Origin of the sequence: Neobacillus drentensis (assembly GCF_036962765.1) — a bacterium.
Lineage (GTDB): Bacteria > Bacillota > Bacilli > Bacillales > Cytobacillaceae > Neobacillus > Neobacillus drentensis_C.
In genome coordinates, this window is record NZ_JBALOS010000172.1 from 3,026 (window position 1) to 22,095 (window position 19,070).

The following is a 19,070-nucleotide window of genomic DNA, read 5'->3' on the forward strand; positions in this document are numbered from 1 at the left end:
TAAGCTTTAACATAGCCAATTGCTATGTTATTCTCTAAGATATTTAATCCACTTTACAAATTTCCACTGGACAGTCCTCACAATCGATTTCTTTCTTTAAATAGTCTAAATCATGAATCGAAATCATGCCCTTATCAATAGTTAGAACTCCACACTTACGTAAATCGCTTAACAAGCGATTGACAACTTCTCGTGAAGTACCGCAAAAATTGGCTAACTCTTGATTAGTTAGTGGTAACTCGATTAATATTCCATTATTTGTTTTAATCCCATAACTATTGGAAAATCGAATTAGTGTGGAGTACAAAGCACCTTTTTTACCGTGAAGAACCAAATCACGAAACTTAGTTTGAGTTTTTCGGTATTGTTGGCTCATCCATTGTATGAATTCGAATGAAAGCGACAAATTTTGCGAGAGTTTTTCCTCAAGCGTTTCTTTCATAATGACGCCTACTTCACCACTTTCAATTACACGGGCACTTAATAAATATCTAGAAGAAGGGGAGAATAGGTTTAATTCACCGACAAAATCACCATGTGAACACATTCTAAGTGTAAGCTCTCTTCCATCAGGAATAATCTTGCTGATTTGCAAAATTCCGCTTTGAACAATGTACATTTCATCAGCAATAGATCCTTCCTGGAATAAAAAAGTTCCTTTTTCAACTTTTTTTATATGGTGAACGGTATCAAAAAGATGGGACAGTGTTACTGGTATTTCTTTTGATGACTGCATACTCATAACCACCTTTACAGGTACGAAAATTTGATTGAAAAAAATGGACAGTCAAGGTTGGATTTAAAAGATAATACTATAATTATATTGTTTACAAAGATTAATTAGCAATAAATGAACAATAAGTTCATACAATCGTCATAACTTCGATTTGAAGTTGGTATATTTCTTAGGAAATAATGTCGATTAGTAAATGAATTTGTAAGAAATGCCAATAATGACAGAGCGTGAAAAGGAAATAATAACAGTGTGAAGAAAAGGAGGGAAAAGAATGGGACAAAATCGTCAGTTTAAATCAGGGAGTAAAGCACCTAATAATGGTGTATATATTGAAGTAGGCGATACGGGAAGCAACGTGAATAATCCTAAAAAGATTAAGCTTAAGGCGGGGGATACGTTTCCCGAGACATCCAATGATGAACGTGTTTGGTCATATCAGCGAAAACCATAAACTTTATACAGAAAAGGTCATCCATTGGGTGGCTTTTTCTTTTGTATACCCTGTAATTTTAGAGACGGCCAGTGTATGGTGAAATTTCCTTTTTGAACAGGATTGTTTTATAATAAAGATAAAGGTCAAAATTGGTCAAAGAGGGAGTTTGAAAGATGGATATGAACCGAATGACAGAACGGTTACAGAAAGGATTGATGGATGCTCAATCATTAGCTGTAACGAAAAATCATCAAGAGATTGATGAAGCACATTTATTTATATCGTTAATGGGTCAAGAAGATAGCCTCATTTCAGCCATATTAGAAAGAACGGGTGTATCTTCTGAAAGAACAAAAAAGGAACTACTGGAATCCCTGGCTAAAATACCCGTGGTTACCGGTAGTGGAGCGGAACAAGGAAAGCTATATATTACAGATAAACTGCAAAAATTACTTGTTAAGGCAGAAGAGTATGCGAAGAAATTTTCGGATGAGTATTTATCAGTCGAGCATATTTTATTAGCTGCAGTTTATTCTGATGACTCAGAAGTGCGAAAGATTTTACGACTGGTTGGGAAACGACCAGAGGATGTTTTACAAGCTATTAAAGATATAAGGGGGAACCAAAGGGTGACATCACAAAATCCCGAAGCAGGCTACGATGCCCTAAAAAAATATGGACGGGATCTTGTAGCAGAGGTTAGAGCAGGAAAAATGGATCCTGTTATTGGACGTGATTCTGAAATTCGAAATGTCATTCGAATTTTATCAAGAAAAACAAAGAATAATCCCGTGTTAATCGGGGAACCGGGTGTGGGGAAAACAGCTATTGTTGAGGGGCTGGCACAAAGAATTGTTAGAAAAGATGTTCCAGAAGGTTTAAAAGAAAAAACCATTTTTTCATTAGATATGAGTGCGTTAATTGCTGGTGCCAAATTTAGAGGTGAGTTTGAAGAACGACTAAAGGCAGTTTTAAATGAGGTTAAAAAGAGTGAAGGAAGGATTTTATTATTTATTGATGAAATTCATACAATAGTAGGCGCTGGGAAAACAGAAGGTGCGATGGATGCAGGGAATATGTTAAAACCAATGCTTGCACGAGGTGAACTTCATTGTATTGGTGCAACGACTCTTGATGAACATCGAAAATATATCGAGAAAGATCCTGCACTTGAACGTAGATTTCAGCAAGTACTCGTCCAAGAACCAAATGTTGAAGATACCATTTCAATTTTAAGAGGCTTAAAAGAGCGATATGAAGTTCACCATGGTGTTAAAATTCATGATCATGCTTTAGTAGCGGCAGCAACATTATCTGATCGTTATATCACTGATCGATTCTTGCCAGATAAAGCAATTGATCTCGTCGACGAAGCATGTGCACTAATCCGTACTGAAATCGATTCTATGCCAACAGAATTAGATGAAGTAACACGCAGGGTTATGCAGCTAGAAATTGAAGAAGCTGCATTAAGTAAGGAGACGGATGAAGGAAGCAGGATACGGCTGGAAGCACTGCTAAAAGAGCTTGCTGAACTTAAAGAGACGGCCAATGAAATGAAAGCAAAATGGCTCCATGAGAAACAAAGTATTCAAATTTTGCAGGAGAAAAGAGAGCAATTAGAGAAACTTCGCTGGGAACTTCAACAAGCAGAGGATCAATACGATTTAAATCGTGCTGCAGAACTTCGGCATGGTCAAATTCCGTTAGCAGAAAAAGAGCTGCAAGAACTCGAAACAGCTACCGCTAAGGATGAAAGATTACTTCGCGAAGAAGTAACAGGGGGAGAAATATCCAACATCGTATCCAGGTGGACGGGGATACCGCTATCGAAACTAGTCGAAGGTGAACGCGAGAAGTTGCTAAAATTGGAATCAATCCTGCATGAAAGAGTAATCGGCCAGAATGAAGCTGTAAATCTAGTGGCAGATGCAGTTCTAAGGGCTCGCGCTGGAATTAAAGACCCTAACCGGCCGATTGGATCGTTTTTATTTTTTGGGCCAACTGGTGTTGGGAAAACAGAGTTAGCAAAAGCGTTGGCGGAATCTTTATTTGACAGTGAAGAACATATCATCCGTATTGATATGTCAGAATATATGGAAAAGCATGCTGTTTCTCGGTTAATTGGTGCTCCTCCTGGATATGTGGGCTATGAAGAGGGCGGGCAATTAACCGAAGCAGTTAGGAGAAAACCGTATTCGGTAATCTTAATGGACGAAATTGAAAAAGCACATCCTGAGGTCTTTAATATTCTTCTACAGGCCCTTGATGACGGAAGAATTACAGACTCACAAGGGCGTGTAGTCGACTTTAAAAATACGGTTATTATTATGACATCCAATATTGGTTCCCAATTTTTACTTGAACGAAGTGAGACAGAATTTGAAATCGCTGATACCGTTTGGGAAAAAGTGATGAGTCAATTAAGGGCTCATTTCCGGCCAGAGTTTTTAAATCGAATAGACGAGACGATCCTCTTTAAGCCATTATCATTAGATGAGATAAAGAATATTGTTGCAAAAATGATGAGAGAATTGCAAAATCGTTTAAAACATCAACAAATAGATATTATCATCCATGAGAATGCAAAAGAATTTATTGCTGCAAATGGATTCGATCCTATTTATGGGGCTAGACCTTTAAAACGATTTATCCAAAGAAAGATTGAGACCAAACTTGCCCGTGAAATTATTGCTGGCAAATTACACGATCAAACAAAAGTAGAGATAGGTATTAACAATGGGGAAATTACTTTAGCTATTAATGAATGAACCCAATAAAAAAGGTCATCCGCTAGGATGACCTTTTTTTTAATGTTTTGAGACGGGCTCGTTTGGAATCAATGCAGTGATAACGTAAATCAAAATCGTTACACCAACTGCAGCAATAGTACCAGTAACGAAATCATATTCAGCACCTGCAGTCATTGAGCTCACTACATATGTAAGCATTTGCACTAATAGAAATGACCAGAAAAGGGTCCAAAAAAATCGCATCATTCTTCACCTCTAACAACCTATTTTACATCTTTATTAATATTAGCATATGATTCTGAAATGATAAAGTGAAACTTCGACCAATGGTAAGTTGTAGCATGGTGTTAACTAGTGGTTTTATTTTAATTGCAGACTTGTTTGATTTCCAATTGACCCATCCAAAAATAGGCAAAACCCCTTTCATCTTTGATACAGCGGCATACAATACTGTGAGGAAATATGGAAAAGGAGATTTATCGATGGAGAATCGCAATTTTCAGATGGATACCCAATGGAATATTATTCATTACCCAGAAAAGCCTACAGGATTTGGGATCTTAATCATTGGAGATGAAAGGCATTTTGTTGATGACTGTAAATGCTTTTGGACACAAAATGAAGGTAAATTAGCCATTATCAACAAATTGAAAGAAAAAGGGTACACCATTTTTTCCTCGAATCTTTATGGGCGAAACTGGGGGAGCGACAATGCTGTTGAACTTGCTCAGCGGTTATACCAGCATGTAATACGAAGCGAAATTCTTAATAACAAAATTCATATTTTGGCCGAAGGTATGGGGGCACTGGTGGCATTAAAGTTAATGGACCAAATGAAAGACAGGATTAGATCGGTCATTTTGCTAAATCCGATACTGTCCTTAAAAAATCATCTTGAACAAGAGAAGGAACATAAATTTTTTTATAAAAAGTTACTGAGAGAATTAGCATTAGCGCATCAAATGGATCAGAAGGTACTTGAAAATACAATGATTAGTATGGAAGAATCGATTAATCATCCATTTGATTGTCCCGTTAAAATAATCCATGTTCTATCTGGAGGAAAATCGTATAACCAATCTAAATTGTATCACAAACTTTTTAGTGTTTCAGAAATAAATCCAACGTTTATTCTTTCAGAAAAGAAACAACAACTAGGAAACATAATGATAAAGTTTTTTAACAGCCATGAATCTGTGTTGTAAGATTCATCCTCCCCACAAGAAATAATTCCTTCGTGACGCGCATAGGATTCATTAAGGTTAGTGTGGGGAGGAAGATTAATGGACAAGGCAATTCTATTTGGTTTGTATGACTTTGTAAATTTTCATATTTGCAAAAGTTTGTTAAATAAAGGGGTAGAAGTTATAGGCGTTCATTTAGAAGAACCGGATAATCAATCATTTCTAGAAGAAAAAAGATTTGAAGTGGGCCGAAATGCCAATTTGTTAGAGCAATCAATATTCGAATGGGAAAGTCTTCAAGAGAAAGATGAGAATGATACCTGTCTTATCATATCAATCTTTGACCTTTTTATGAGCAAAAAAGAACATATCTTACAGGATAAAAAAGTAACCAAGCGGATGATTGAATATTTGGCGGGCAGTAAGAACGTAAACAATACTGTTTTTATTCTTCCCATTCAAATTCTTACAAAGACATTTAAGGGTAATGAAATAGAGGAATTCTTAAGTTTAATAAAAGGGTTAGGAAAAAAAACGCAGTTCATTTACCTGCCTGCAGTTTATGGTCCATGGCAATCGTCTGCTTTTTTGTTTCAAAAAGTTATGGTTTCAAAATACCAAGAAATAAATATAACAAATGACGAGCGCGAATGGACAGATGATGCCCTATTTATTAATGATGCATTGGAATCGATTTTAGAAATTATTGAAAAAGGAAAGTCAGGCAGTTATTTGCTTGAAAGTGGAAGGAACAATTATTGGTCAAGCTGTGCTGATTATCTAAATATTACTGAAAATCTTGTCAGTAAAAATAGGGCTGAATCATTACTTTTAAATTCTGACATTAAAACAATTGCGGTTAAAAAAGTAACCCCATTGATGAAATCAATTCAAGAACAATTGGAGCAAGTGCAACGATTGTATGCAAATCGTTTGTAAAAGGTCGTCATTTTTGTATAGAATATGTTGGAAGTGGGATGATGAAATAAAGAAATTCTTTTAGTGAAGGCTATTTTCGCAAAGATTGTAGTTTTTCGTATAAGTTCATCAACTCGTTTAACTAGTGCTTTCGTGGCATCTTTTTCGTAAGAACAATTGCGAAAATTGCCTAGAAACTAAGTAAATGACCCATTTTAAGTTCCAAAAGCAACAAAGTTTACGAAAAGAGCCTTAGCTAATGACATTCGAAGGAGTATATATGAACAGTCAAGATAAAACGTTAGAATTTATGCAGATCGCGATGAAATACTTACCTGAAGCTAAAGAACAATTAGACAGGGCTGGCGTGGAACTATCGATGGAGTTAATCGAGCCGTTTATGAATCTTTTTACAAAGGTCATGCAAGAAGCATATGAACTTGGGTTAGCTGAAGGGCAAAAAGAAATCTAAAAAGAAATAAGCTCTCGATTCGAGAGCTTATTTCTTTTTTAATATTTGTCCTAATACTGATTGTACGACGGGTTTTAAACTACCTACTGATTCAATAATCTTATCAATTGAACTTAAAATCTCTTCATAATCAATTGAGGATGAATTTGTAGAAGATTCTTGGGAATGATAATCCTTTCGGTGTTGTTCGCCTCGTGTACCAAACATCAAATCATTAAAACGCTCAAGATTCTTCTGGTGATTTTGACTATTGTCTCCCATGATTAATATGGCTCCTTTCAGATTACTCCATAGGATAGAATATGATTAAACGAATAAAAGGTATGTACATTAGCGGAGGAATAAAATTAAGAAGAAACAGTTGCTTAAAACGGGTTTCATTTGATAAAATTAGTACCAAGTCATAAGAATTGATATTAAACAAAAGGATATAGAGAATCTTTCCATATATAAAGGAGATGGAACGTGTGAAAGCAGGGATTGTAGGTATCGGTAGATATTTACCAGAAAAAATTGTTACCAATAAGGATTTAGAAAAGATCATGGATACATCCGATGAATGGATTCGTACAATGACAGGAATCGAAGAAAGAAGAATTGCTTCGGATGACGTTAATACTTCGGATATGGCTTTTGAAGCAGCCCAAAAAGCTATAGAAGATGCAGGTATTACTGCTGATGAAATCGATTTAATTTTGGTAGCAACGGTTACTCCTGATACTCCTTTTCCATCGGTTGCCTGCAGAATTCAAGAAAGGCTGGGAGCAACCAAGGCAGCTGCAATGGATGTCAGTGCAGCCTGTGCAGGTTTTATGTATGGGATTGTGACCGGGAAGCAATTCATTGAATCAGAAGTTTATAAATATGTCTTAGTGGTTGGTGTGGAAAAGCTTTCGAAAATTACTGACTGGTCTGACCGTAATACTGCGGTATTATTTGGGGATGGGGCTGGAGCCACAGTTATCGGTCCAGTGTCAGAAAATCGAGGGATTCTTTCCTTTGAACTTGGTGCTGATGGGACTGGATCTAAACACTTGTTCCAGGATGAATATATAATTATGAATGGTCGCGAAGTGTTTAAATTTGCAGTAAGGCAAATGGGTGAGAGTTGTATAAATGTTCTCGAAAAAGCAGGATTAACTAAAGACGATGTCGATTTCCTAATTCCTCATCAGGCTAATATTCGTATTATGGAAGCATCAAGACAAAGATTAGAATTGCCTGTTGAAAAAATGTCAAAAACCATTCATAAATATGGTAATACATCTGCTGCATCAATTCCAATTTCGATTGTGGAAGATTTAGAAGAGGGAAGAATTAAAGATGATGACATCATCGTCATGGTAGGTTTTGGCGGAGGCCTAACCTGGGGTGCGATTGCCATCAAATGGGGAAAATAAAGGATACATTTTTGAAAAAGCTAAGAAATGAAGGAGATAGATAATATGGAAAATCGCAGGGTTGTAGTAACAGGCATAGGTGCCGTAACGCCGCTTGGAAATGATGCCGAAACAACATGGAAAAACATATTAGAAGGGAAATCTGGAATTGGTCCTTTGACAAGGGTCAATGCAGATGAATATCCAGCAAAAGTTGCCGCAGAATCAACGGATTTTGATCCTGAAGCTTTCATGGATAGAAAAGATGCCCGTAAAATGGATCGGTTTACACAGTTTGCTGTGGCATCGGCATTAATGGCAGTGAAAGATGCTGATTTAACAATTAACGAAGATAACTCCCATCGTGTGGGAGTATGGATTGGTTCCGGTATAGGCGGTATGGAAACCTTTGAACAGCAATTCGAGATTTTTCAAAAAAGAGGATACAAGCGGGTAAGTCCGTTTTTTGTACCAATGTTAATTCCTGATATGGCAACTGGACAAGTTTCAATTACCTTAGGTGCACGAGGCTTCAACTCTTGTACGGTAACCGCCTGCGCAACGGGAACAAATTCAATTGGTGATGCCTTTAAAGTAATTCAACGCGGTGATGCAGATGCAATGGTAACCGGCGGAGCGGAAGCACCGATAACCAGAATGTCAGTCGCTGGCTTTTGTGCGAATACTGCTCTTTCCACAAATCCAGACCCCAAGACGGCTAGCAGACCATTTGATAAAAACCGTGATGGCTTTGTCATTGGCGAGGGTGCAGGGATTATTGTCTTGGAAGAACTTGAACACGCATTAGCACGTGGTGCTAAAATTTATGCTGAAATTGTCGGCTATGGTGCAACTGGTGATGCCTATCATATTACTGCACCAGCACCAGGTGGTGAAGGCGGCGCCCGTGCAATGAAAATGGCCATTAATGACGGCGGGTTAAAGCCTGAGGAAATTGATTATGTAAACGCCCATGGAACAAGTACGGGGTATAATGACAAGTTTGAAACCCTTGCAGTTAAAGAGGTATTTGGTGAGCACGCATATAAATTAGCAATAAGCTCCACTAAATCAATGACGGGGCATCTTCTTGGTGCTGCAGGTGGTGTAGAAGCGATTTTTACGGTATTAGCGATAAGAGACAGTATGCTTCCTCCAACCATTAACTATGAAACACCAGATCCTGAATGTGACTTAGATTATGTAGCGAATATAGCACGTCCAATGGAAATTCAAGCAGCGATGAGTAATTCACTAGGCTTTGGCGGGCACAACGCAACGATAGTATTCAAAAAATACGAATAAGTCTTTTGATCGACCAGACTAATGTCTGGTCATTTTTTTTTTGCCATTAAATCATTTTTATCTATGAACCACATTTTTATTACCTTCATAAACTGTTCAGAGAGTTAAAGTTAATGGGGTGAGGTTATGGGAATCATTCGAACGGATCAATGGTTAATGAATGAGTTTGAAAGGCCAGTTAAGATGTGTGAAAAACTTGAACCATTTTTTAAAAAGCAAACTTCAAAGGAAATATACAATCAATTAGTGAATTTTGGGATGTACCGGCCGTCTCGGTCCGCTCGGATTATGTATGATCGAATGAAGGAACAAAATGCGTGGGATCAAGTTGAACAACTCTTTCATCAATATAAAGAAAAATGGAATGGCCCTGACATACCCGTTTTTCTCTTTCCTGTAGCACAAGCGGGCGGATTCTTTTTCAGAGAAGGCAAGAGTAAAGCGGGAGTTTCGTTCCCAGATAAAATGTTTCTTTTTCTCTCGCATTGTGAAGATTTGAAGGAAGTAGAGGCACTATTGGTCCATGAATACCATCACGTCTGCCGGCTTACTCTGTTAAATAAAAGAATGGAAGACTATACCTTGCTTGATTCCATTATCATTGAAGGTCTAGCAGAATATGCTGTTTTAAAAAATTGCGGTTCGGAATATTTAGCTTCATGGTGCCGTATGTATAGTGAAAAGGAGCTCATTATGTTTTGGGATAAATATATAAAAAACCAACTAGCCAAGAAAAAAAATGAAAGAGTACACGATGAATTACTGTACGGGGAGGGAAGGCTACCTAAATTACTCGGATATGCAATGGGGTATAGTATTGTTAAACATTATTACCAATCCCATCATTATTCTACGAAACTATCTTTTTCGAATCCCGCAAAAAAATACCTAGATAACTATAATAATTACCTCGAAAAAAGCCAATAAAATTAGGGTTTTAAAAAGAAAAAATTTAGTAAATATTTTTAATTTTTCAAAAAAATATTGCTTTTGTAACAATTCCGTAATAGAATTTTTATAAAATAGTTTGAATAAACAGAATAATTTAAAAAGTTAGAGGGTGTACTATGAGCACAAAAAAAACGCTGCACAAAGAGGCACCACTGCTAGAAGTCAAAAATTTAGAGACTGCATTTGATATTGAGGGAAATGATTATAATGCAGTTGAAAATGTTTCATTTAATGTTAAGCCTAGGCAAATTGTTGGTATTGTTGGGGAGTCTGGCTGCGGCAAATCAGTCATGAGTCTCTCCATTATGAAGTTACTGCCTAAAGGAAGCGGGAAAATTAAGGCAGGAGAGGTTATATTTGATGGAGTAAATCTTGAGAAAATGTCAGAATCTCAAATCAATAGAATTCGCGGAAAAGACGTTTCGATGATTTTTCAAGAGCCGATGACTTCATTAAATCCGGTCTTTACCATCGGCTATCAACTACAAGAGGTCCTTTTTAATCATTTAAAAATTACTAAGAAAGAGGCTAGGCTAAGGTCGATCGCCCTATTAAAAAGTGTTGGCATTTCAAGACCTGATAAAATAATTGATGAGTATCCACATCAACTATCTGGAGGAATGAGACAGCGGGTTATGATTGCGATTGCCATCGCATGTCAGCCTAAATTATTAATTGCGGATGAACCAACAACTGCGCTTGACGTTACGGTTCAAGCTCAAATATTAGAACTTCTAAAAGAAATTCAAGCTGTAAATGACATGTCCGTTATTTTAATCACACATGATTTAGGTGTAATAGCTGAAATGTGTGATGAAGTAATGGTGATGTACGCTGGAAGGATTGTAGAAAGAACTGATGTTGAAACTCTTTTCCACAATCCAAAACATCCATATACTAGTTTACTATTAGGTGCAATCCCGAAAATGGATGGACAAGAAGAACGGTTAAGTTCTATTAAGGGAATCGTGCCATCACTTATAAATATGCCAAAAACAGGCTGTCGTTTTGCAAATCGATGTCCTAGAGCAATGCCCGAGTGTACTACAATTACCCCATTACTTGAAGATGTAGAACATGGCCATGAAGTTGCCTGTTTACTCTATGAAACAAGTAAACCAAAAGAAGGGGTGAGTTAATGAGTACTGTTTCAATACATAAACAGGGGGAGCAATCTCCCTTGCAATCTGAAAATCTATTAGAGATTAAAAATCTTAAAACCTATTACCCAGTTAAGGGCGGATTTTTAAAGCGTACGATTGGGAATGTAAAAGCAGTGGATAATATCTCATTTGAGATTAAAAGAGGAGAAACACTTGGACTGGTTGGTGAATCCGGCTGTGGTAAATCAACTGCAGGGAGAACCATTCTTCGACTATTAAAGCCAACCGAAGGCCAGATTTTCTTTAACGGGAAAGACATTACTAAAGTAACAGGCAGATCACTGCGAGAGATTCGAAAAGATATGCAAATGGTGTTTCAGGATCCGTACGCTTCTTTGAATCCGATGCAAATGGTCGGAGACATTATCGCAGAACCTATTTATAACTTTTCTAAAAAAACGAAGGCTGAATTAAAACAGGAAGTTATGGATTTATTAAATAAAGTAGGTTTGCCGCCAGATGCCTATTATAAGTATGCACATGAGTTTTCTGGGGGGCAGCGCCAAAGAATTGGAATTGCTAGAGCGCTTGCACTAAAGCCGAAACTAATTATTGCTGATGAACCTGTTTCAGCACTAGACGTTTCCGTTCAATCACAGGTTTTAAACCTGTTAAAAGACTTACAGGAAGAATTTAACCTTACTTTTCTTTTTATTGCCCACGACCTAAGTGTTGTTAAACACATGAGTGACCGAATTGGTGTCATGTACTTAGGGAATATGGTTGAGGTTGCGGATAAAGACAGCTTATACACGGAGCCTCTCCATCCATATACTCAAGCATTAATTTCTGCAATCCCATCGCCTGATCCAAGGATAAAAAAGGAGCGGATTATCCTAAAAGGGGATGTGCCAAGCCCAATCAATCCACCAACGGGTTGCTCATTCCATCCGCGCTGCCCAATGGCAATGGAGGAATGTTCTAAAAGTAAGCCAGTACTAAAGGAGGTGAAGCCCTCTCATCGAGTAGCTTGCCACCTTTATTAAAAAAAGTAGGAAAAATAAAAATCATAGGGGGGTAAACAAATGAAGAAGAGTAGTATGCTTCTGTTAGCAGCATTAATGCTAGTCCTATCTGCTTTTTTAGCGGCTTGCAGCGGCGGAGAAAAAGCAGGAACATCGAGCAATGAAAATGATGGAAAGTCTGGTGAAACATCCGAAAAACCACAAGATGGCGGAACACTAGTTTATGCATTGGATTCTGCACCTGAGGGTAAGTTTAACTACACTTTCTATGGAAATGCAGCGGATCAATATGTAATTGATTTTTTTGATGAAAACCTAATTGATTATGACGAAAACTTAAAAGCACAGCCGCATATCGCTACATGGAAAACGACGGACAATAAAGTGTTTGATTTTGAAATTAAACAAGGCGTCAAGTGGCATAATGGCGATGAATTATCAGTTAAAGACTGGGAGTTCGCACTGAAAGTTATTGCTGATAAGGATTATGATGGTCCTCGTTTTGATAACGTAAGAAATATCGTAGGTGCACAAGATTATCATGATGGAAAAGCGAAAGAAATCGCTGGTATAAAAGTTATTGACGATTACCACATTCAAATTACATTTGATAAAGCTCGTGTAAACAACCTGGATAATCTTTGGACATACCCTATGAACCGTACAGAATTTAAAGGCATGGCAGTGAAAGATATGATGGGATCTGAACAAGTTCGGACAAAGCCTGTTGGTTTAGGACCATTTAAAGTAACTAAAGTTATCCCAGGTGAATCCATAGAAATGGAACGTTTTGATGATTACTTTGGCGGCAAACCACATATCGAAAAAGTAGTTATTAAAGTTATCGATCCATCTCTTTCTGTTGGGGAACTTAAAAATGGAACACTTGATATGACTTCTTTCCATCCAAGTATTATTGATCAAGTGAAAGCACTTGATAATGTAAATGCTGTAACGTATCCTGGCGTAAGCTATTACTACGTAGGTTTCAGATTAGGTACATGGGATGGCGAGAAAAACATCATGAATGAACCTAAATACCAAGAGAAAAAGCTTCGTGAAGCTATGTATTATGCAATTAACCGTGAAGAATGGGTTAAGGCGTTTTTCTTTGGAGTTGGTAAACCAGTAAACCGTCCAATCCCTACAAACCATTGGATCGCGGCACCGAATGAAGAGTTAGAACAATACAAATATGATCCTGAAAAGGCTAAAGCATTATTAGATGAAGCAGGATACAAAGATGTTGATGGTGATGGCTTCCGTGAAGATCCAAATGGTAAGAAATTTGTTGTAAACTTTAGCCACTATGCAACTGATAACCCTACATTTGAATCCCGTGCCAAGGCAATGACTCAATATTGGGAAGCAGTTGGCTTAAAAACAAAATTAACTATGACGGATGTAAACCTTTATTACGAAATGCTTGATAAAGCTGATAAATCAATGGAAGTATTCTTCGGTGGTTGGTCAACTGGTTCAGACCCAGATCCGACACCACTTTGGGGATCAAAAGCAGTTTGGAACTATCCACGCTGGGTAAATGCTGAAAGCGATAAATTACTAGATCAAGCACTTGATATCAAAGTAGTTGGAACAGATAACGAGAAACGTAAGGACCTATATGTCCAATGGCAAAAACTATTCATGCAAGATCTGCCTGCACTACCAATTGCAGAGCTAGAGGAAACAATGGCTGTAAGCAAACGAGTTCAGAACGTTAAATTTGACGTTTCTGGTATGAATCGTCCAAATGAATGGTGGATTAAGCAATAGGTACGGTTTTATTAAGTTGTAATAAGAATTATACAAGGGTTTAAAATACCAACTTAATCTTGAACATCAAATGGGAGAGGGCTTACTTCTCCCATTTGAACAAGTTGAGTGTTGGTTCTACACAACTTGTTGTTACCAAAGCTTATTAGACAAGGAGAATGCACATGTTGAAATATGCATTTCGAAGAATATTGGGAATGATTCCAATGTTACTCCTTACCTCCATTGTTGTATTCACTTTGGCAAAATTAATGCCGGGGGATTCGTTAAGTGGAGAAATTGATCCAAGAAATACTAATCCAGAGTATATCGCGGAAATGCGGGAGAAATTGGGATATAACGACCCGCTGCCTCAGCAGTATTTCCGTTGGATTAGTGGTTTCGTGGAGGGGGATTTTGGGAAATCAACACGTTTTAAAATAGAGGTATCTGAGGTTATTGGACAACGACTCCCTAACACCATACTTTTAGGTTTTTCATCTATATTAATAACCTATATCCTCGCATTTTTAATGGGGTCCTATGCAGGGCGAAAGCCCTATACCTTAACAGATAACCTAATTGGAGGATTAAATTACATAGGTTTGGCCATACCATCTTTTATTGCTGGGGTGTTCGCCATCTTTTTCTTTTCATTTACACTAGGATGGTTTCCTTCAAATGGCTCTGTAGATATTGGAGTAACAGATGGAACATTTGAATGGTGGTTAAGCCGGTTCCACCATGTATTTTTACCAGCAGTTGTTCTTGGATTATTAAGTACAGCAAGTTATACCCAATTTTTACGGAATGATATTATTGAAAACAGCCGTAAGGATTATGTCCGTACAGCCCGTGCAAAAGGCACTCCCGAAAGAAAGATATACAATGTTCATATTTTAAGAAACTCCATTATTCCTCTTATAACATTTTTAGGCTTTGATATCGTTGCCATCATAAGTGGCGCCATCATCACCGAGACCATTTTTACGTATCCTGGTCTTGGACAACTATTCCTGCAATCTGTCGGGACACGGGATTATCCAGTACTTTTGACGTTGACGATGTTATTCTCTTTCTTAACACTAATAGGCAACTTAATTGCTGATGTTTTATATGGTGTTGTAGATCCGAGAATTAGGCTAGATTAGGGGGCGAGAATAAATGCAAATAGTTACACAAAATGAGAAAGAAGTTTTAGTAACACCCCCGAAAAAAAGTTTATCTCCTTTTGCAATTGCGCGAAAAAAGTTTTTAAAAAATAAATTGGCAATGACAAGTCTTATCTTCTTACTGGTTGTAACTATAGTTTCGATCCTTGCACCTTATATTACCACTGCGGATATTACCAGAATTAACATAGGCCAAATGTCGTTAGAGCCATCTAGTAAACATTGGCTGGGAACGGATAAGTCTGGACGCGATGTCTTTACAAGATTACTTTATGGCGGGCGCATATCGTTGTTAGTAGGGATAAGTTGTACATTATTTGTTCTTTTAATAGGCACGTTAATCGGCTCTATTTCAGGATATTTTGGCGGTGCTGTTGATAGCTTATTAATGAGATTTACTGATTTTATCTTAAACTTTCCTTTTATTGTATTTGTCATTGTCTTAAATGCCATTCTTTTTGGAAAAGTAAATGGGTTATGGGTCTTAATTGGAACGATTAGCTTACTAAGTTGGGGGGGGATTGCACGAATTGTCCGTAGTAAGATTCTTGCAGAAAAAGAAAATGAATACATTACTGCAGCCATTTCTATTGGTTGTTCACCAACAAAAGTAATCGTTAAACATTTACTTCCAAATATACTATCTACAATTATTGTTCAAGCGACGATTACCTTTGCTACAATGATTGTTGCAGAAACAGGCTTAAGTTTTCTTGGCTTTGGAGTGCCTCAAGAAATTCCGAGTTGGGGAAATATGTTGAATTCCGCCAACGAGCCCGATGTTCTCCAATTTAAACTTTGGATCTGGGTCCCGCCTGCATTAATAATCACAATTACCATCTTATCGATTAACTTTATCGGAGAAGGCCTCAAGGATGCCTTTAATCCAAAATCAAAACGATAAAAATCTGCCATTAACATGGTAGATTTTTTTTGCTTTGGCTATGTTAAAACATATTGTTGATTTTGGTACCTTGTTGCTCTACGTTCCAGACGCGAAGACTCCTGCGGGAGGCTCCCCGAACCGCACGCGCCTGGAGCGGAAATTAACAGGCAAGTTTAACATAGCCGTTGCTTTATAAGCGTCTGGAACGGAAATCAACATAATAAAAGGAAGTGGACAAATAAACGAAGTTCATAAATGGAATTGGAGCAAAATATATATAAAGGAATAATTTAACTAAGGTCTGCCCATACTGATTTACAAACAGTTTCTTGAAGTGAGGGGTTGTACAATGTTGTATCTTCATGATGTATGGGTAAATTGGTTTGAAGGGGAAGAAAACGGATATAATGTTTGTCACTTTCATGAATGGCGTAAGGATGATGGGGTAGAACTGTTGGACCAAGTGCCATTGGTGAAAGTTGAACCGATTTTGTTTAACTACATTGAAAATGATTTGTCAGAGTTGCCTCAACAGCTTCTAGATGAAATTTATCAGAAGGCTTATTTGAGAAAAAACCATGAAAGAGTTCAACTTGACTATTGCTTTGTCGTAACAGATGGAATAGGTATTTTGGCAATTGACACAATTGGCTATAATATCCCAATTCGTAAAAGTAGGTTGATACCAAGACAAGAGCAGTTGGTTTATGAAATGATTGGTCAACATGAGGCGAATAAATACCACTTTTATGAGCAGCCAAGGTTGAAGGACTATCACATTCTTTCACCTGAACCGGAATTGATGAGGGGTTTAACTAGAAAAGAACGTCAATTAAAACAACTGTTATTTATGGCCATTGACCAATTACTTTCATCGAGTAATGAAGCAGAAGTAAGGTATTGGTATACGGAATGGTGCCCAGAGAATTATTCAACGATTCAAGAATTAAATTTTGAAGCAGCTTGGGAACAGTTATTTGAGGAAACAAAGCATGGCTGGTCGAAGAGACATGAAACATTTTGTGAAAACCTTATAAAAGGGCAGCCGTTTTTTGAGAAACTTTGGGAGATGGAACATGGTCCAAAAGTAAATTAAAAGCCTGACTCAAAAGATATGAACAACATATCTTTTGGGTACAGGCTTTTTTTATTACCTTTTTCTTCTGCCAAGGCCCATCGCTTTTTCCATTTTTTTAAGGGTCCTATTAGCTACTAGATTTGCTTTTTCGGCACCCTCATCTAATATACGGTCAAGCTCTGATGATTCAAGTAATTCATAGTACCTATCTTGAATTGGTTTAAAGACATTAACAACAACATCTGCCAGGTCGCTTTTAAAATCACCATAACCTTTTCCTTCATACATTTCCTCAATTTCAGGTATAGACTTTCCGCCCAAGATCGAATAAATCGATAATAAGTTTGATATACCGGGCTTGTTTTCTTTATCGAATTTAACAATCCCTTCGGAATCGGTAACAGCACTTTTAATCTTTTTAACAATTTGCTTTGGATCATCCAAAGGTGTGATATTTGCCTTTAGATTTGGATCGGATTTGCTCATTTTCTTCGTTGGTTCTTGCAGTGACATAATTCTAGCACCAACCTTAGGAATACTAATTTCAGGTATGGTTAATATGTCACTGTATTTTTTATTAAATCGCTCAGCTAAGTCACGAGTTAATTCCATATGTTGCTTTTGATCTTCTCCTACAGGGACTAGATCCGTGTTATATAGAAGAATATCAGCTGCCATAAGGGGAGGATAGGTTAATAAACTAGCCTGAACCGCCTCTTTCCCCGTCGATTTATCCTTAAATTGAGTCATTCTTTCTAATTCTCCTATATAAGCTACACATTGCATCAACCAACCTGCTTGAGCATGGGCTGGAACCTCTGACTGAACAAACAAAGTAGCTTTGCTAGGATCAATTCCGACTGCAAGATACAATGCAGCTAGACTTCGGATATTTTTCCGTAATGTTATAGGATCTTGTGGAACCGTAATCGCATGCTGGTCAACAATACAAAAGTAGCAATTGTATTCATTTTGCATTTCCACAAATTGTTTCAATGCTCCGATATAATTGCCAAGTGTTATCGTTCCACTTGGCTGAATACCAGAAAAAATCGTTTTCATAATTAACTTCCTCCTAAAAAAATATATAAAAAAACCATTCATCCCCCAAAACGAATAGGGACGAATGGTTCGCGGTACCACCCTAAATTACTCCAAAAAGAGTCACTCAATGCCAAAAATATCTCGAAGATAATTTGGACCCCTTTTAACGCAAGGATACGTCTAATCCTACTATTTAATAAAGCGTAAAAATATCTGTTCAGACAGAGGCTCCAAAGTCCATTCCGTATTTATTCGTGTTTGTTTTCACCACCCACAAACTCTCTGATCCGAAGGAAAATACGTACTACTCTTTATCATAGCCTTTTAAGTAACTATACAATTGTACTTATTATAATGAAACGCATAATAAATTTCAAGTCAGTTAAAAATAATATATGACCAGTGCAATAGCCATAAACAGTCCATTAATAAGCCCGTAAAAGACCAGTGGTTTTTGGTTGAATGTGACAAGTTCTGATAAAGGAGGTATTTCATCAAATCGTCTTTTATTTTGCCCTCTTTGAAAGGCGAAACTAAATGACCGAGAAATGACATCATAGAAACCAGAATGGATAGTATAAACGAGTAAAGAGGTTAACAATAGTACTGCTGTAAAATAAAAAGATATGTTGATATAGCTTAATAAAGAAACTTTGTGATAAGCAATGAAAGAAATAGCAATTATCGTAAGTTGCGATATCGACAATATTAAGAGACTTTTCTTAAGTTGATAATTCACTAAATAACCTCCAAAAGATTGATTTATTAGGGATTCACCTAATTATACTATACAAAAATTCGGGAAAAGTCTAAATTATGTCACAGTAAAATGTAATGTTAACGTAAAGATTGTTGCGAATCTGTAAATAAAATTCA

The 19,070-nt window shown here is 37.2% G+C and carries 19 protein-coding genes and 1 other annotated feature; of the genes, 14 read left to right on the plus strand and 5 right to left on the minus strand.

The features are described from left to right. Positions 1-43: 43 nt before the first annotated feature. Positions 44-736 (minus strand): Crp/Fnr family transcriptional regulator, encoded by a 693-nt coding sequence (locus V7137_RS20610; RefSeq protein ID WP_335699809.1) that lies wholly within the window; start codon positions 734-736, stop codon positions 44-46. Between the two features lie 271 nt (positions 737-1,007). On the opposite strand from V7137_RS20610, the gene V7137_RS20615 reads away from it, so the two are divergent. Then, positions 1,008-1,187 (plus strand): YjzC family protein, encoded by a 180-nt coding sequence (locus tag V7137_RS20615; protein ID WP_335699810.1) that lies wholly within the window; start codon positions 1,008-1,010, stop codon positions 1,185-1,187. Positions 1,188-1,342: 155 nt separating this feature from the next. Beyond that, entirely contained in the window at positions 1,343-3,940 is a 2,598-nt protein-coding gene (gene clpB / locus V7137_RS20620; RefSeq protein WP_335699811.1) for an ATP-dependent chaperone ClpB, read from the plus strand. Between the two features lie 39 nt (positions 3,941-3,979). Here clpB and V7137_RS20625 read toward each other — a convergent pair whose 3' ends face one another. Next, a complete protein-coding gene (locus V7137_RS20625) occupies positions 3,980-4,165 on the minus strand; it encodes a YjzD family protein (RefSeq protein WP_335699812.1) in 186 nt (61 codons plus the stop codon). A gap of 239 nt (positions 4,166-4,404) precedes the next feature. Here V7137_RS20625 and V7137_RS20630 point away from each other — a divergent pair, with 239 nt between their 5' ends. The 3 genes from V7137_RS20630 to V7137_RS20640 all read left to right on the plus strand — a co-directional run bounded on the left by V7137_RS20630 (position 4,405) and on the right by V7137_RS20640 (position 6,496). Then, complete coding sequence (locus tag V7137_RS20630; protein ID WP_335699813.1) at positions 4,405-5,127, plus strand: hydrolase; 723 nt, start codon at positions 4,405-4,407, stop codon at positions 5,125-5,127. A 78-nt stretch (positions 5,128-5,205) separates the two neighbouring features. After that, positions 5,206-6,045 (plus strand): hypothetical protein, encoded by an 840-nt coding sequence (locus tag V7137_RS20635; protein ID WP_335699814.1) that lies wholly within the window; start codon positions 5,206-5,208, stop codon positions 6,043-6,045. Between the two features lie 259 nt (positions 6,046-6,304). Further along, positions 6,305-6,496, plus strand: coding sequence for a ComZ family protein (locus V7137_RS20640; RefSeq protein ID WP_335699815.1), 192 nt, complete (start codon positions 6,305-6,307; stop codon positions 6,494-6,496). 27 nt (positions 6,497-6,523) lie between these two features. Here V7137_RS20640 and V7137_RS20645 read toward each other — a convergent pair whose 3' ends face one another. Then, positions 6,524-6,757, minus strand: a complete 234-nt coding sequence (locus V7137_RS20645) for a hypothetical protein (RefSeq protein ID WP_335699816.1) — start codon at positions 6,755-6,757, stop codon at positions 6,524-6,526. Positions 6,758-6,963: 206 nt separating this feature from the next. Here V7137_RS20645 and V7137_RS20650 point away from each other — a divergent pair, with 206 nt between their 5' ends. The 9 genes from V7137_RS20650 (at position 6,964) to V7137_RS20690 (ending at position 17,168) form a co-directional block, all read left to right on the plus strand. Then, entirely contained in the window at positions 6,964-7,896 is a 933-nt protein-coding gene (locus V7137_RS20650; protein ID WP_335699817.1) for a beta-ketoacyl-ACP synthase III, read from the plus strand. Positions 7,897-7,941: 45 nt separating this feature from the next. Continuing rightward, positions 7,942-9,180: a beta-ketoacyl-ACP synthase II gene (gene fabF, locus V7137_RS20655; RefSeq protein WP_335699818.1), complete on the plus strand. Its 1,239-nt coding sequence runs from the start codon at positions 7,942-7,944 to the stop codon at positions 9,178-9,180. A 126-nt stretch (positions 9,181-9,306) separates the two neighbouring features. Continuing rightward, positions 9,307-10,107: a DUF2268 domain-containing protein gene (locus V7137_RS20660; protein ID WP_335699819.1), complete on the plus strand. Its 801-nt coding sequence runs from the start codon at positions 9,307-9,309 to the stop codon at positions 10,105-10,107. Positions 10,108-10,247: 140 nt separating this feature from the next. Beyond that, complete coding sequence (locus V7137_RS20665) at positions 10,248-11,270, plus strand: ABC transporter ATP-binding protein (RefSeq protein WP_335699820.1); 1,023 nt, start codon at positions 10,248-10,250, stop codon at positions 11,268-11,270. Then, positions 11,270-12,280, plus strand: coding sequence for an ABC transporter ATP-binding protein (locus V7137_RS20670; RefSeq protein WP_335699821.1), 1,011 nt, complete (start codon positions 11,270-11,272; stop codon positions 12,278-12,280). The genes V7137_RS20665 and V7137_RS20670 overlap by 1 nt, the downstream gene beginning before the upstream one ends. 39 nt (positions 12,281-12,319) lie before the next feature. Continuing rightward, entirely contained in the window at positions 12,320-14,035 is a 1,716-nt protein-coding gene (gene opp4A / locus V7137_RS20675) for an oligopeptide ABC transporter substrate-binding protein (protein WP_335699822.1), read from the plus strand. Between the two features lie 164 nt (positions 14,036-14,199). Further along, positions 14,200-15,165: an oligopeptide ABC transporter permease gene (gene opp4B / locus V7137_RS20680; protein WP_335699823.1), complete on the plus strand. Its 966-nt coding sequence runs from the start codon at positions 14,200-14,202 to the stop codon at positions 15,163-15,165. Between the two features lie 13 nt (positions 15,166-15,178). Further along, entirely contained in the window at positions 15,179-16,090 is a 912-nt protein-coding gene (opp4C, locus tag V7137_RS20685; protein WP_335699824.1) for an oligopeptide ABC transporter permease, read from the plus strand. Between the two features lie 331 nt (positions 16,091-16,421). Further along, positions 16,422-17,168 carry a YjbA family protein gene (locus tag V7137_RS20690; RefSeq protein ID WP_335699825.1) on the plus strand — a complete coding sequence of 249 codons (747 nt, stop codon included), beginning with the start codon at positions 16,422-16,424 and terminating at the stop codon, positions 17,166-17,168. Positions 17,169-17,222: 54 nt separating this feature from the next. Here V7137_RS20690 and trpS read toward each other — a convergent pair whose 3' ends face one another. After that, complete coding sequence (gene trpS, locus V7137_RS20695; protein ID WP_335699826.1) at positions 17,223-18,215, minus strand: tryptophan--tRNA ligase; 993 nt, start codon at positions 18,213-18,215, stop codon at positions 17,223-17,225. Between the two features lie 50 nt (positions 18,216-18,265). After that, positions 18,266-18,521, minus strand: a binding site (T-box leader). Positions 18,522-18,576: 55 nt separating this feature from the next. Next, positions 18,577-18,933 carry a DUF3899 domain-containing protein gene (locus tag V7137_RS30750; protein ID WP_420490157.1) on the minus strand — a complete coding sequence of 119 codons (357 nt, stop codon included), beginning with the start codon at positions 18,931-18,933 and terminating at the stop codon, positions 18,577-18,579. Positions 18,934-19,070 lie beyond the last annotated feature (137 nt).